Raw genomic sequence first — 15,094 nt, forward strand, 5'->3', positions numbered from 1 at the left:
CTAACAACTAAGAATTCTTTTTAAACAGATACTTTCGGATCAAATCCTTCAAAAGAGTCCGGTCGATCGGCTTCGTTAAAAAATCGTTCATTCCCGCTTCCAAACATTTTTCCCTTTCTCCTTTGACCGCACCGGCCGTCAACGCAATGATGATCCCGTAAGAGGAAGTGAGTTTTTCATACTTACGGATGTGTTGCGTGGCAGTGTATCCGTCCATCTCCGGCATTTGAATGTCCATCAAAACCAGTTCCGGATGATTGGCCTGGTATTTGGACACAGCTTCTTTCCCGTCCCTTGCCTCCACAATATGAAGGTTAGGAAACGTTTTCGCCAAAATCGCCTTAGTCAGCTGCATATTCACATCATTGTCTTCCACAATGAGAACTTTAGAACGTAAAGAGGCGTCGTCGTTTTGGTTCTTTTTCTCAGAAAGGTCTTTCGCCGCAGTTCCCGCATGACCACCTAATTTTTCATAGGCGGAAGCCGCAAAAAGAAACAAGTTAAAAGAGAACCGGCTCCCTTTTCCCACTTCGCTTTCCAAGTCCAGACTGGAACCCATTTGATTGAGGATCTTTTCGGAAATAACAAGTCCTAAACCGGTTCCTCCGTATTTTTTAGTGGTAGAGGCATCCGCTTGACTGAATGCCTGGAACAATTTCAATTGGTTGTCTCTGGAAATTCCTATTCCGGAGTCTTCAATGGAGAAATAATATTTCACTCTTCCGTCTTCGTCTTGTTTGCCGGCAGTAAGATCCAATTTGATCTCTCCTTTTGCAGTGAACTTCACGGCATTGCTGACAAGATTCAGAATCACCTGTTTGAGCCGGATCGGATCCGTGAATACATATTGTTCCTTCTCCGGTAAAGAAACAGAGATTTTTAAGCCTTTGGAGAGAGCTTGGGGTTCCGCAATGGCCACTGCGGATAAGATGAGAGAATTCAGTTCCGTTTCTATCTCATATAACTCCAGTTTGCCTGCTTCGATTTTTGAAAAATCTAAAATATCACTGATCACATCCATCAAAGATCTGGCCGATCTAGTTACGTTTTCCATATAGGATCTCTGTGTTTCATCCAGTTCCGTCTGTAGAACCAATTCGGAAAAACCGATCACACCGTTTAAAGGAGTTCTGATCTCGTGGGACATGTTCGTTAAAAATTCCGTTTTCGCCTTATTTGCGAATTCGGCCTGATCTTTAGCAGTTTTGAGTTCCGTTTCCGCTCGTTTTCTCTCCGTTATGTTTTCCGTGTACATTACGATTCCTCCGATCGCTCCATCGGATGCGGTCCAAGGCCTCACTTCCCATTTAAGCCATTGAACGGAGCCGTCTACCCTGATAAAAGGGTCTTCCTCACATCTTTCCGTGGAACCCGCCAAACAACGATTATGAATGATTTTCCATTCGTCGGAGATCTCCGGAAAGATCTCGTAATGGGATTTTCCTATAATGTTTCTTCCTGTAAGACCGTAATCGCTCTTCCAACGTTCCGAACAAGCGATATAACACATATTATGATCCATCATCGCAACTGCGGCGGGTGCATATTGCACGAAAGCGGAAAGTCTTCCTTCCGTTTCCTTGATGGCTTCGTCCGATTTTTTTCTTTCCGTGATGTCTATGATGTACCCGCTCCAAATCACAGCGGAATCTGGACGGACCAAATTAGGGAGGGAGGAAAATTGAATCCACTTTTGTTTTCCGGAAGGAGTGATGACACGGATTTCCGTACTGAAAAGTTCACCCGTCCTTCCCACTTTAAAAACTTCTGATCTGAGTTTGTTCCTATCATGAGGATGAATCATACTCATAAACGCCTTGAAATTTCTTTGTATCTGTTCCGGTTTGACTTCGAAGAAGTCGTAACATCTGGGGCTTAAATATAAAAACTCGCTCTGACGATTATTGTACATTACGAAATCATAAAGAACGAACGGGATCGTATTCGCCATTCTTTCGAATCGTTCCAAACTTTGTTTGTATGCCTCTTCCGTGATTTTTCTGATATCACTCGTTTGTTTTGCCGCAATCAGTTGACCCAGAGTGACTACCAAAGGTTCCAGAAAGTCTTCCCAAGTTTCCGAATATCCTCCTTCTCTACCGGAAATGGCGATCACAGCCACCAATTTGTCCTGCACTTTCACGGGAAGTCCCAAAAAGGATTTGAGAAAAGGGTATTCTTTCAATGGGTTCGTTTCTTCTGAATTTTGATTCAACCGAACGCATTGTCCTTTTTCCAAATAGGAATGAAAGAAGGAGTTCAAATTCAAGGAAATACAATTCTTCGAAATTTCATTTCGGGAGGATTCAGATAGATCCGCACTCCAAACCGCTTCTTCGATTCCCGATTCTTTCAGATAAGGAACTTCCTCGCTGGTATGATGTACATAACTGATGTATCCGAATTCGCTGGCAGTAACGGATAAAAGATCGTCCAATAACTGCTGAAATGCGGAATGATAATCCCCGGTGATGAAGGTAGACTGTGCCTTGGTAATGGCGCCTAAAAGTGCCACATAACTGGGATCTAATTGACTTCTTTCTAACATAATCGATGTTACCAGCTTCCTGAGGAACCCCCTCCTCCGAAACTTCCTCCGCCTCCGCTGAATCCACCACCGGAAGAGCTTCCCCCGCTACTAAATCCTCCTCCATCGGAAGTCCCCCCCGATCCTTCCGAATAAGATACGTTATCTGTAACTTTATCGGAAATTTTGCGAAGCCAGGAGATTTTATCTCTTCCCCATCGAACAAAAGGGAAGCCGATCAGATACACTAGGTTGGATAAGAGCCATCCCCAGAATCCGTAAAACATAGAAGGGACCCATTGGAAAAAGATAAGTAAGAAGAAAAACATAAACCAGGAGGAGCTGTCTCTGTGAAAGGCGCCTATGAATGCGAATATAAATATAATCGCAACAAAAGGAAGGCCGAAAAGATAGAGCCAATATTCTCCCTCTTCCGCACCAACTCCGTGAAAACTCACGAACTTTTCCCAAATACTTTGTTCCTTAGGAGGCTCCCCCCCTTCTAAAACTTCCATCAGTGCAAGAACTCCCTTTTCCAATCCTGCTTCGTAATTCTCTTTTTTAAATTCGGGAATCATCACTTGATTGAGGATTCTATTGCAATAAACATCCGTTAACATCCATTCCAGACCGTAACCTACTTCGATCCTTGCCTTTCTTTCCGTAACCGCCAAAAGAATCAATATACCGTTGTCATGTTTTTTCTGGCCTAACTTCCATTCTTCCACGACCTTGATGGAATATTCCTCTAGATTTTCTCCTTCCAGAGAATAAATTGCCAAAATAGCGATTTGGTTGGTCGTCTCTTTTTCGTGTTTTTCCAATAACGCTTCCATCTTATCTGCAAACATAAAGGACAGAAGGCCCGGCTCTGCAGTCACTCTTCTCGTTAGAGGAGGAACCTCCCTTGCGAACGTACTTTGCCAGGAAACAAAACAAAATAAAAGGAAAGCAAGAGATTTCATGCGAATACCTTAGTTGACAATCGGAAAGGAATAAAGTTATTTTTCCCCATGAATGTGGAGTTTTTATCGCACTGGATTCTCATCCGAGAAGGGCAAATAAGTGAGTACGTTTACCTAATCGGTGTGTTTTTTTGGATTTTGATTTCCCTATCGGGACTTTTGGTATTGAAATCGAATCGTCCTCTTGCGACCCCCACCACCCTTTTCACTCTTATCTCTTTTCTGCCCTTCAGTTATCTTTGTTACGATTCGTACAAAACGGATCGCACGGACGGTTATACTGTTAAAATCGATTCAGAAACTAAAACGATACGTTTCGGAGACTCCTCCCGAATAAAGGATACAGTTGTCCCTTATTCCGAATGGACCTCGTACAGAATCACATCCAAAACAAAATCTGAAAAAGAAAAAACCCGTTATACGGATACGATCGAACTAGAACATCGTTCCGGTTTTTATCTGGGGTTAGGTTCCGTCTCGGTGACCGATTATTTTAACGAAAAAGAACCTTTTTCTCGTTATGCGGAACTCAACAGAGAGATGCGGAAATTCGTTAGAATCCTGCCTTTGCCCATACTTGCAGTGTATGGAGGGAAACATCAGGGAATTTTATTGAAAGACATGGAAGAAGAAAAACACGAAGAAACGACTTCTTCTACTCCTGGCAGCTTCAAAGATATTTCCTTTCCTCTGCGCTGGAAGTACACTGTGTCCAATGCGGCTTATTCCTTTTTTGCGGCTCTTTTGGCCTGCGGTCATTTGGGAGTTCTGCTTCTCTGGCTTGCTTTCCAAGGGAACCGATTTCTTTGGAAACGAAGCCTTCTTATCGGTTTCGTATTTTATGTTTTAGCAGGATTCGATTATTTACATTACATCCACGGCAAAGACGGAGCTGAATTCCAAATAGAAGAAACAAGTTCCGGTTTCCGTCTTACATCTTTCAGCAAAGGAAAACCTCCTCACTTGGAATCGGAAGTGATTCGGGGAAAATCGATTCTGCCCGTCTTACATCTTCCTGAAAAAAGAATCACATTTATCTCCAAGGCCAGTTGGGAAAAAACACTTCGTTTAGCGGAGCAAATCGACAAAGGAAGTGCAGAAGGAACTCTCTCAGCCTTGGGAAGTTCGATGGAAGGAGATTGGGATTCAGTGATTTGGGACGTCTCCGATTTGCCTATGGAAGAAGTAACTTCCCTATTTTTGAAGCTAAATGCTGTGAAAGAGTAAAATCGGAAAATGTACATTCATAGGTCATATTGAATATATAAAAGGCATATCGTACTCGTACTGTACAAATCAACAATTTCGATTTTGCGTAAAAGTCTCACAATTTGCTGATTTCAAAAGGATTCGACAGCATAGCCTTTTTCAAAAACAAGGTACATTACTTGCTTTAGGATAGGATACTCATGCACACAGAAAGAAATCCCTTTACACTTCCCTCCCTAGGACCCCAAGCGCAAGGTATGTACGACCCGGCCGAAGACAAAGATTCTTGCGGGGTGGGTTTTATCGCCAACTATAAGGGCAAACGTTCCCGAGACATCATTGATAAGGGAATCAAATTGATGTGCAATTTGGAGCATAGAGGTGCCGAAGGTGCCGACCCGAAAACGGGAGACGGTGCGGGGATCATGATCAATATCCCGGATGCTTTCTTTAGAAAGGTGCTCCCCTTCACTCTTCCGAAAGAAGGAGATTATGCAGTCGGAGTTTTATTTCTTCCTCAAAATAAAGACGTAAGAGAAGCCTTGGAGAACGTGATCGAGAAGATCATCGTAGACGAAGGAGAAGAATTCTTAGGGTTCAGAGATGTTCCCATTAACAAAGAATATGCGGGGGTAGTCGCATCCAAAACCCTTCCCGTATTCAAACATGTATTTTTCGCTAAAAAATCCAAAAAGATCAAAACGAACGATGAGTTCGAAAGAAAAGTATTTTTAATCAGAAGACTCATCGACAGAAGGATCCGTTCCGAATACAAATTGGATCGTTCCCAATACTACGTTCCTAGCTTTTCTTCCAGAACCATCGTTTACAAAGGGATGCTTTTAGGAGACCAAGTCAAAAAATTCTACGAAGATTTGAAATCTCCCGATTTAACTTCTGCGTTCTGTTTGACTCACACTCGTTTCTCTACAAACACCTTCCCTACTTGGGACCTGGCTCACCCTTACCGACTCATCGCACACAACGGAGAGATCAACACTCTTCGTGGAAACATGAACTGGATGGCTGCCAGACAAATGGTGATGGAATCTCCAATTTATGGAGACGAACTGAAAAGAATGCTTCCTATCGTTATGGAAGGTCAGTCAGATACGGCAACTTTCGATACGGTTTTGGAACTTCTAGTGATGGGAGGAAGAAGCCTTCCTCACGCTGTGATGATGATGATCCCGGAAGCTTGGTCCAAAAACAAGTCTATGGATCCGGACAGACGTGCGTTTTACGAATATCATGCGACCATTATGGAGCCTTGGGACGGACCTGCTGCCATCGCATTCACAGACGGAAGAATCATCGGCGCCACTTTGGACAGAAACGGTCTTCGTCCTGCCAGAGTCGTCATCACAAAAGACGATGAAATCATCATGTCTTCCGAAGCGGGAGTTTTGAATCTCCCACCGGAACAAATCCTGAAACAAGACAGATTGAAACCGGGAAGAATGCTCCTGATCGATATGGAAAAAGGGCAAATTCTGGACGACGAAGAGATCAAAAAACAAATCTCTACTCAAAAGCCATACAAACAATGGGTAGACGAGAATATGATCCGTCTGCACTCTTTGCCGGATCCTGAGAACGTAAAACAACCGCAACACGAAACAATTTTGGAAAGACAAAGAGCTTTCGGATACACTCATGAGGACGTTTTTACCATCGTCAAACCGATGGGAGTCGCAGGAGAAGAACCGATCGGTTCCATGGGCGTGGATTCTTCCTTAGCGGTTCTCAGCGAGAAACCGCAGCCTCTTTTCCGTTATTTCAAACAAAACTTCGCACAGGTAACCAACCCTCCTATCGATCCGATCCGTGAAGAGTTAGTGATGGAACTCACCACTTACATCGGCCCGGAAGGGAACCTTCTAGACGAACAGCCGGAACACGCTCATCGTTTGGAATTGGAACATCCTATCCTAACGAACGAAGACTTTGAAAAGATCAAACAAATCTCAGAAGGTCATTTCAAAGCGAAGACATTCGAAATTCTTTTCGACCCAAGCAAAAAACACGATATGAGAAACTCTCTCGATCGAGTTTGTAAAGAAGCGGCCAAAGCGGTTCGAGAATTGGGAGTGAATCTGATCATTCTTACCGACCATGGTGCGAACGAAAAGAAAGCAGCAATCCCTTCTCTTCTTGCAGTTGCAGGCCTCCATCACTTTCTTATCAGAGAAGGTTTAAGAACCAGAGCGGGAATCGTACTTGAATCGGGAGAACCGAGAGAAGTAGCCCACTTCGCCTTGTTATGTGGTTATGGAGCGAATGCGATCAATCCTTACCTTGCTTTTGAGACCTTGGCGGATCTTTCCCAGCAAGGGCTTCTTCCCGAAGTAAAAGACTACAAAGACGCTAAGAAAAACTATATCAAATCCATCGGGAAAGGATTGTTCAAAGTATTCTCTAAAATGGGAATCTCCACCTTGCAGTCATATTGCGGTGCGCAGATTTTCGAAGCGGTAGGTCTGGATTCGGAATTGGTGAACGGTTATTTTGCGGGAACTCAATCCAAAATCGAAGGACTCTCTCTGGAGATGTTGGAAGAAGAAACAGTAAGAAGACACAAAGCTGCTTACGATCCTACTTACTTTCCGAACAATTTGGAGCCGGGCGGAGTGCACTATTTCCGTAAAAACGGAGACACTCACCTTTACACTCCTACTACAGTTCATAAATTGCAAAGAGCGACTCAAACGGGAGATTATAAAATCTTCAAAGAGTTCTCCTCTCTCATCGACAACCAAAACGAAAAGGCGATCACTCTTCGCAGTTTGTTCCAATTGGACTTCGACAACTCCAAAGAAATTCCTTTGGAAGAAGTGGAATCCGTAAAATCCATCCTAAAACGTTTCCAAACAGGTGCGATGAGCCACGGCTCTATTTCCTGGGAAGCACATACCACACTTGCCATCGCAATGAACCGTATCGGTGCGAAATCGAATACGGGAGAAGGCGGAGAAGATCCGATTCGTTTCAAAACTCTTCCGAACGGAGATTCGATGCGTTCCTCCATCAAACAAGTGGCTTCCGCTCGTTTCGGTGTAACGATGGAATACCTCACCAATGCGGATGACATCCAAATCAAGATGGCGCAGGGCGCAAAACCGGGAGAAGGCGGACAGCTTCCTGGTCATAAGGTAGATAAATACATCGGATGGTTGCGTTATTCCACTCCGGGTGTGACTTTGATCTCCCCTCCTCCTCACCACGATATTTATTCCATCGAAGATTTGAAACAGTTGATCTTCGACCTCAAAAACTCGAACCCTCGTTCCAGAGTGTCCGTAAAACTAGTATCAGAGTCCGGAGTAGGAACCGTGGCGGCGGGAGTTGCAAAAGCTCATGCAGACCACATCCTCATCGCAGGTCATGAAGGTGGAACGGGAGCAAGTCCCATCTCCTCCATCCACCATGCGGGAACTCCTTGGGAATTGGGGCTTTCTGAAACTCACCAAACACTTGTTGCTAACGGACTTAGGGACAGAGTGTATCTGGCTGTGGACGGTAAACTTCTCACAGGAAAAGACGTAGTCATCGGAGCCTTATTAGGTGCCGAAGAATTCGGATTCTCCACATCCGCACTCGTAGCGGTGGGATGTATCATGATGAGAAAATGCCACTTGAACACATGCCCTGTGGGAGTCGCCACTCAAGATGAATTTTTAAGACACAAGTTCACCGGTAAACCGGAGTATGTTGTGAATTTCATGACTTTCGTTGCTGAAGAAGTCAGAGAGATCATGGCAAAACTAGGTTTCAGAACTTTCGAAGAAATGATCGGACAAGTTGAAAAAATCAAATTCAAAAGACCTCACCACCACTGGAAGGCTCGCGGACTTGATTTCACAAAAGTTCTCAACAGACCGACTCCTATCTTCCCTACCGGTCTTTACCGTTCGAAAGAACAAAACCACCACTTGGACGAACAGATCGACAACGAACTCATCCGTCAGTCCAGAGCGGCGGTGGATCACAAACAACCTGTGAATATCAAAACGAACATAGTCAACCTGAACCGTTCCGTAGGTACAATGTTATCTCACGAGGTAACTAAAAAATACGGAGTGGAAGGATTGGAAGAAGATACGATCCAAATCGAGTTCACGGGAACCGCAGGACAGTCGTTTGGTGCTTTTGTCACGAAAGGTATGACCTTCCGACTTGTAGGCGAAGGAAACGATTACGTAGGAAAGGGTCTCTGCGGAGGAAAACTCATCTTCCAAACTCCTAAAAACGCTCCTTACAAAGCGGAAGAAAACATAGTGATCGGAAACACTTGTTTCATCGGAGCTACGAGCGGAATCGCATATGTAAACGGGCTCGCAGGAGAACGTTTCTGTGTGAGAAACTCAGGAGCGACCGTCATTGTGGAAGGAACAGGCGACCACGGCTGTGAATATATGACAGGCGGCCGAGTGATCGTTCTGGGAGGAATCGGAAGAAACTTCGCAGCAGGTATGTCAGGCGGGATCGCTTACATCTGGAATCCTAAAGGAACGGCAGAAGCTCTCATCAACAAAGAGATGGTAGATTTGGAAGCGGTTTCGAAAGAAGAAGCGGATGAGATCAAAAATCTAGTTCTGAATCATAAAAATTACACCGGATCCGACAGAGCCGGAGAAATACTCAACTCTTGGGATAAGGAAATTTCTAATTTCCTAAAAGTGATTCCGAGAGATTACAAAAAAGCTCTGGAGAAAATGAAAGAAGAAGCCAAAGCAGCGGATGCAAACGGCAAAAAAGAGGGAGTGGGCGCACGTGGGTAAAGCAACAGGGTTTTTAGAATATAAAAAAGAATACCTTCAAAAAATCGCACCGTCGGAAAGGTTAAAGAATTACAAAGAATTCGAAAAACCTTTTCCAGAGAACACTGCGAAAGAACAAGGCGCACGTTGTATGGACTGCGGAATTCCCTTCTGCCACGGAGAGACCGGTTGTCCTGTAGACAACTTAATCCCGGAGTTCAACGACTTTATCTATAAAGGTCGTTGGAAAGAAGCTTGGGAAAATCTTTCCAAAACAAATAACTTTCCCGAATTTACGGGAAGACTTTGTCCTGCTCCTTGCGAATCCGCTTGCACACTAGGAATCATTGAACCTCCCGTTTCGATCAAATCGATCGAAAGAACCATCATAGACAGAGCCTGGGAAGAAGGTTGGGTCATCCCTCAGCCGTCTTCTTTCAAAACGGGCAAAAAAGTCGCAGTGGTCGGTTCAGGACCTGCAGGTCTCAGCGCCGCACAGCAGTTAGCTCGTGCAGGACACTCCGTCACATTATTCGAGAAAAACGACCGCATCGGCGGCCTACTCCGTTACGGAATCCCCGATTTCAAAATGGAAAAATGGCATATCGACAAAAGAATGAAGCAGATGGAAGCGGAAGGTGTAGTTTTCAAAACCAACGTAAATGTTGGGAAAGATATAACCACAAAACAACTGCAAGCCGACTTTGACGCTATCGTTCTTGCTTGCGGCTCCGAAGTGCCTAGAGATCTTCCTGTTCCTGGAAGGGAATTCAAAGGCGTTCACTTCGCTATGGATTTCCTCACCAAAAACAACAAACAAGTTGCAGGTGATCATCTGGAAATCATTTCCGCAAAAGACAAAAATGTGATCGTGATCGGAGGAGGAGACACCGGTTCCGACTGTGTGGGTACTTCCAACCGACACGGAGCAAAATCAGTCATTCAAATCGAACTTTTCCCGGAACCTCCTAAAGACAGAGATCCTTCCACTCCTTGGCCTTTGTATCCTAAGATGCTCAGAACCTCCACTTCTCACGAAGAAGGAGTCGAGCGCAGATGGGCAATCTCCACGGTAGGATTCAAAGGAAACGACAAAGGCGAGGTCACTGCAATCTACGGAAACGAAGTGAAGGAAGAAAACGGAAAGTTCGTTCCTGTTCCCGGAACAGAATTCGAATGGCCTGCCGACCTAGTTTTGCTTGCGATGGGGTTTGTGAACCCGATCCAAGAAGGACTCATCCAAGACCTTCAATCCCAAGGGATGGAATTGGATCCGAGAGGAAATGTAAAAGCGAGTTTCGGAACCAAAGCAGGATCTTTTGCCACAAGTCTGCCAAAAGTATACGCTTGCGGGGATGTAAGAAGAGGACAATCGCTGATTGTTTGGGCAATTTCAGAAGGTAGAAAATGTGCTGAACAAGTGAACCAATTTCTTCTACAAGAGGTGGAAGCTTAGTTCCTAGACCTCCCCGGAGAACATTTAGAGCACACTTCTTCATAACAAGGGTAAGAAGTGTGCCCGAGGGGATCGGAGGGAACATTCGATTTGGCAAAAAATTTCTTGCAAAGCTCCCAAATAAATCGGATCATAGGGAGAATTAATTTTATAAACGCTAACCCGACTAAAATAAGTGTTAGATAATACTGAAACATAAGAGAAAGCCTTGAAATCACTATCTATCCGTCAGCAATCATTCACAATAATTTTACTGGTTTTATTTATCCCCTTTTCTCTTTTTTCTGAAAACATACTTCTGAAAAAAGGAGGAACGATCAAAGGGAAAGTCGTAGAGCAGGATCAAAACAAAATTAGAGTAAAAAAAGAAGACGGTTCTCTAATCACCATCTCAAAATCGGAAATCTTAAAAGTAGTTTATAAAGAGCACCTAACAGAAGCAGAAGAAGAAAAATTAAGAAAAGCGGAAGAAGCAAAAACCGCTGCCGCTGCCGAAAAAGAAAGATTAAAGAAAGAGAAAGAAGAAGCGGAGAAACTCAAAAAAGAGCTCGCTGAAAAAGAAAAAACGGACAAAGACTCCGCAGCACAAAAGTTAAAAGACGATGCTGAGAAAAAGAAAAAGTCAGAAGAAGCCGAAAGACTCGCATTGGAAAGTCGCAAAGACTTAACCCGAGGAGGAGCCGCTTGGAGATCCGCAGTTCTTCCCGGTTGGGGACAATGGCGCCAAGGAAGAAAAGTGCAAGCGATTCTTTATCCTTCTCTCATCGCAGTGGGTTTGTTTTTCACTTATGACAAAAACAGAATGTTCCTCAACGCAAAACGCGATTATAATAATTTAGACAATCCTTATACGCAGACAGGTTACCTTCGTACCGCTCTGGGCGGTAATACGATCACTACGGCTCCTGCGGATCCAGTGGCGGCTTATGCGGCCAATGAAGTGAGTCCTTTCAAAGGTCAAAGAGAATCCGTAGAAAAACACTACAGAGAATTACAATACATCGGAGGAGCAACCGCCCTTCTATATCTTTGGAATATCTTCGATGCGTTTTTCTTTCATCCCAAACAAGCGGTTGCAGATGCGGACGCTGTTCCCGATAAAGAAAATCAATTCTTTATGAGAACCACTATGGATCGTTTGGATGCAGTTCCCTACTCTTCCATGTTGGAAAGAAGATACGAAACGAAAACAAACGTAGGTTACGAATTTCTTTTTTAAGATCGGAGTCTTGAGCAGTTTTGCCGTAGCAAATCCCGTAAGGAAGAGCGGTAATCCGTAGTTATGCGTAATTGCGGGGAAAGACCGCCACATCCATGTGGCGGGGTGAAGAAAAAAGACATTTTCTCTCTATTGACAATATACAATTCTTGTATATAATTGCTCTATGAATCAAACGGTTAATATCTCTTTTGAAAAAGCTCTTCTTAAAGAAATTGATAAAATAGCTAAAAAAGAGCACAGATCCAGATCTGAATTAATTAGAGAAGCTGCTAGATCCTATATTGAAAAGAAAGCTAAATGGGCTGACATCTTCGCTTTAGGGGAAAATATCGCAAAAAATGCAAAGATTTCACAAGATGACGTTTTTGACGAAATCAGAATTACTCGTAAGAATTTAAAAGCTTCCTAAACTTGAAAGTCTTACTTGATACAAACATTTACATCTCTGCATTTCTATTTAAAGGCAAACCAAGATCTATTATAGAAGATTTAAGTGATGGAAAGTTTACTGCTTTCATTTCTAAACATATTTTAGAGGAATTAGAAGCCACTCTAATACGGCCTAAATTTAAGCTCAAAGCCAATGTTGTTTTTCATATTTTACAGGAAATTAAAGATATTACTTCAATTGTTATAAATAAGCCTCTTAAAAGTTATCACGACTTAAGAGATAGGAATGATTTTCATATCCTTGAAACTGCTTTTTCTGCTAAGGTCGATTATTTAGTCACTGGAGATAAGGATCTATTATCTCTACAGGGAATTGATCAATTTAAAATTATTTCTCCAGATCAGTTCGTTTCTATTTTATCAGAACATAAACCATAACTTGCGACGTCCGTGTCCTCCCCGCAAGCGTCGCGCCAGCTTAGCCAACGTCGGGTAGCCTAGTTCGTTATACGAAATAAGTCAAGATGCGCTAATATAGCGCACCGAAATCATTATATTCCTGAATTTTACTCTAAAAGATTTTCTAATTACGATACGGGCAAAATCTACAGATATATGAAGGTTCATGGCAGTAAAATTACTGAAGATGAAATATATCCAAAAGAAACTGGCTACTTAATAGATTCAACGTCATTCACATCGGATAAATATAAAAGTAAATTTCAAATAGATCACTTAGAAATAAATGGATATTCTAAGATTGATCAAGATGCAGCAAAATCACTCGAAAAACAATTAAAGCAAGGTTCAGAACATCTAAACATAGCCGAAAGAAAATCATGGGCATTATTTATTAATTCACTTTTACACAGAAGTCCCCAAAAAATACTCTTATTACAGGATACTATCAAAAAAGGTTACAATGAAGCCTTAAAAAAGATTACTGATGATCTAACACTTTTCCGTGACCCTACTACTCGAGAAATGTTCATTAAAAAAATCAAATCAAGATTTCCATTAGCAGAAGCAGAAGACGGAGGAAAACTACAACACTTAAATTACATTATTAAAAGCAATTTCACTCAACAAATATTATCTGCTCCATTGTGGGTTAATACTGAAGTTCCACTTAATGAATTTCTAGTAACATCAGATTATCCGGTAGTATGCATTGCTGACCCAGCAACAAAAAAAAATACTTTGTATGCAAATAGCATTAACACCAAAGATATTGCAAAGTATATACTTTCCTAGCGACTCAACCCTGGAAACCCATTGTTCGAATGCCCTGATGTTTATACAATATCATAATATATTGCAGATACAAGAAAAACCAAATTTCATTTATTCAGATCGTCGTTTAGATGACAGCACTAATATTAAATATACAAAAGCAATGAAACTTTACTTGAAAATTTCAAATCCGAAGAATCCAATCTGACTTACCTTGCATAACTACGGCTTACCGCTTCGCTGCGGGATCGTTATACGCCGTTATGAGATTTTAGATCACTGAGCAGTTTTTCTTTACCGCCAGGGTAATAAAACATATATCTAACAGTGCACTCACCATGAATTGACTTGCTAACTGTAATGTGAGGTTTTTTTATTAAAAGGTTAAGTTTGTAATACTCTTTTTCTATCTGGTCAGTTCCTACAAAATATTCAGAGAATTTAAAAACTTCAGAGGAAAACCAATCATTGTGCTTTTTCTGTATCGCACAGTTAGGATTGTTTGCATCATGATAAAAAGATTTTTCTACTTTAAAGAGGACTTTTGATCGACTATTGCAATCTGTTTTTGATTTATACAGCCAACCATCATTTAACTCGTATTCAATTGAATATGCCTTATATGTATTGAAAGAATCCCCTACAAAAATACTTATATATGCATAAGAAAACCCAACAACATATTTCAAACTTGAAGTGGCATTGATCGTAGTTATTAAATACCCTGTTCCTAAGTCTATAAAAGTGGAAGCGACAGCAAGAGTATCTGCAACTACTCGACTAAATTTAAATTCAGGCTCAATAACATTTTGCATGTCATAAGAGCATTTATTTCCGAATGGTAAATTATCACTTGATAGGAAGTTGGCAATTTCGTTCCTTTTGCCCTTAAAAAGTATGCTTGTACATTGAAAGTTAAGAATAATTATAACGAAAAAGAACCTGTTAATTTTACTCATTGAAATACTTAGAAAATTTTTGTTATTAATTGTTTTTCATAATGGCATAGAACTAACAACAACCCCCCGTTTCGTTCCCGAAAGAAAACCTTCCACCAAAAAAACGAAACCGATATATTTATGTTAACCCAATGACTTCCACAAAGCATCCGCTTTGGCTTGTCTGTCGGGAACGATCTGCCAAAGAAATTTAGCGATCGGATTGGCGAAATAAAAGACCTTACCATCCTTTTCGATTCTGTATTTGTCAGCTCCGGTCAATTTTTTTCCTAAACTGATTCCGAAAGCGCATTTTCCATTATATTCCGGTTTGCATTCACTCATAAATTTGCCTCATTTAAAATCAGGAAAGAACCAGAAAGATGTTCCAAAC

General features: G+C 42.1%; 11 protein-coding genes. 7 read left to right on the top strand and 4 right to left on the bottom strand.

Annotated elements, in window-relative coordinates; all coding sequences use genetic code 11:
• Positions 1 to 7: 7 nt before the first annotated feature.
• The gene (locus tag EHS15_RS07780; RefSeq protein WP_135759985.1) at positions 8 to 2,548 is read right to left on the bottom strand and encodes an ATP-binding protein; all 2,541 of its coding nucleotides are present in this window, start codon (positions 2,546 to 2,548) and stop codon (positions 8 to 10) included.
• Between the two features lie 8 nt (positions 2,549 to 2,556).
• Complete coding sequence (locus EHS15_RS07785; RefSeq protein ID WP_135759986.1) at positions 2,557 to 3,492, bottom strand: TPM domain-containing protein; 936 nt, start codon at positions 3,490 to 3,492, stop codon at positions 2,557 to 2,559.
• A gap of 138 nt (positions 3,493 to 3,630) precedes the next feature.
• On the opposite strand from EHS15_RS07785, the gene EHS15_RS07790 reads away from it, so the two are divergent.
• The 7 genes from EHS15_RS07790 to EHS15_RS07820 all read left to right on the top strand — a co-directional run bounded on the left by EHS15_RS07790 (position 3,631) and on the right by EHS15_RS07820 (position 13,783).
• Entirely contained in the window at positions 3,631 to 4,719 is a 1,089-nt protein-coding gene (locus tag EHS15_RS07790) for a hypothetical protein (protein ID WP_135759987.1), read from the top strand.
• 182 nt (positions 4,720 to 4,901) lie between these two features.
• Positions 4,902 to 9,482, top strand: a complete 4,581-nt coding sequence (gene gltB / locus EHS15_RS07795; RefSeq protein ID WP_135759988.1) for a glutamate synthase large subunit — start codon at positions 4,902 to 4,904, stop codon at positions 9,480 to 9,482.
• Positions 9,475 to 10,917 carry a glutamate synthase subunit beta gene (locus EHS15_RS07800; protein ID WP_135759989.1) on the top strand — a complete coding sequence of 481 codons (1,443 nt, stop codon included), beginning with the start codon at positions 9,475 to 9,477 and terminating at the stop codon, positions 10,915 to 10,917. The genes gltB and EHS15_RS07800 overlap by 8 nt, the downstream gene beginning before the upstream one ends.
• A gap of 208 nt (positions 10,918 to 11,125) precedes the next feature.
• The gene (locus EHS15_RS07805) at positions 11,126 to 12,136 is read left to right on the top strand and encodes an LA_0442/LA_0875 N-terminal domain-containing protein (protein WP_135759990.1); all 1,011 of its coding nucleotides are present in this window, start codon (positions 11,126 to 11,128) and stop codon (positions 12,134 to 12,136) included.
• A gap of 166 nt (positions 12,137 to 12,302) precedes the next feature.
• Positions 12,303 to 12,548, top strand: a complete 246-nt coding sequence (locus EHS15_RS07810) for a CopG family ribbon-helix-helix protein (protein WP_135759991.1) — start codon at positions 12,303 to 12,305, stop codon at positions 12,546 to 12,548.
• Positions 12,549 to 12,550: 2 nt separating this feature from the next.
• Entirely contained in the window at positions 12,551 to 12,967 is a 417-nt protein-coding gene (locus EHS15_RS07815) for a putative toxin-antitoxin system toxin component, PIN family (RefSeq protein WP_135759992.1), read from the top strand.
• Between the two features lie 117 nt (positions 12,968 to 13,084).
• Positions 13,085 to 13,783: a DUF4238 domain-containing protein gene (locus tag EHS15_RS07820; RefSeq protein ID WP_281277624.1), complete on the top strand. Its 699-nt coding sequence runs from the start codon at positions 13,085 to 13,087 to the stop codon at positions 13,781 to 13,783.
• 230 nt (positions 13,784 to 14,013) lie between these two features.
• Here EHS15_RS07820 and EHS15_RS07825 read toward each other — a convergent pair whose 3' ends face one another.
• Positions 14,014 to 14,721: a hypothetical protein gene (locus EHS15_RS07825; RefSeq protein WP_210416316.1), complete on the bottom strand. Its 708-nt coding sequence runs from the start codon at positions 14,719 to 14,721 to the stop codon at positions 14,014 to 14,016.
• 123 nt (positions 14,722 to 14,844) lie between these two features.
• The gene (locus EHS15_RS07830; protein WP_135759995.1) at positions 14,845 to 15,045 is read right to left on the bottom strand and encodes a hypothetical protein; all 201 of its coding nucleotides are present in this window, start codon (positions 15,043 to 15,045) and stop codon (positions 14,845 to 14,847) included.
• Between the last annotated feature and the right edge of the window lie 49 nt (positions 15,046 to 15,094).

This window comes from Leptospira idonii, assembly GCF_004770995.1.
Lineage (GTDB): Bacteria > Spirochaetota > Leptospiria > Leptospirales > Leptospiraceae > Leptospira_A > Leptospira_A idonii.

Bases quoted from the DNA above. Each gene is read 5' to 3' on its own strand.
- EHS15_RS07780 (WP_135759985.1), bottom strand. From the start codon at position 2,548: ATGTTAGAAAGAAGTCAATTAGATCCCAGTTATGTGGCACTTTTAGGC.
- EHS15_RS07785 (WP_135759986.1), bottom strand. From the start codon at position 3,492: ATGAAATCTCTTGCTTTCCTTTTATTTTGTTTTGTTTCCTGGCAAAGT.
- gltB (WP_135759988.1), top strand. From the start codon at position 4,902: ATGCACACAGAAAGAAATCCCTTTACACTTCCCTCCCTAGGACCCCAA.
- EHS15_RS07810 (WP_135759991.1), top strand. From the start codon at position 12,303: ATGAATCAAACGGTTAATATCTCTTTTGAAAAAGCTCTTCTTAAAGAA.
- EHS15_RS07825 (WP_210416316.1), bottom strand. From the start codon at position 14,721: ATGAGTAAAATTAACAGGTTCTTTTTCGTTATAATTATTCTTAACTTT.
- EHS15_RS07830 (WP_135759995.1), bottom strand. From the start codon at position 15,045: ATGAGTGAATGCAAACCGGAATATAATGGAAAATGCGCTTTCGGAATC.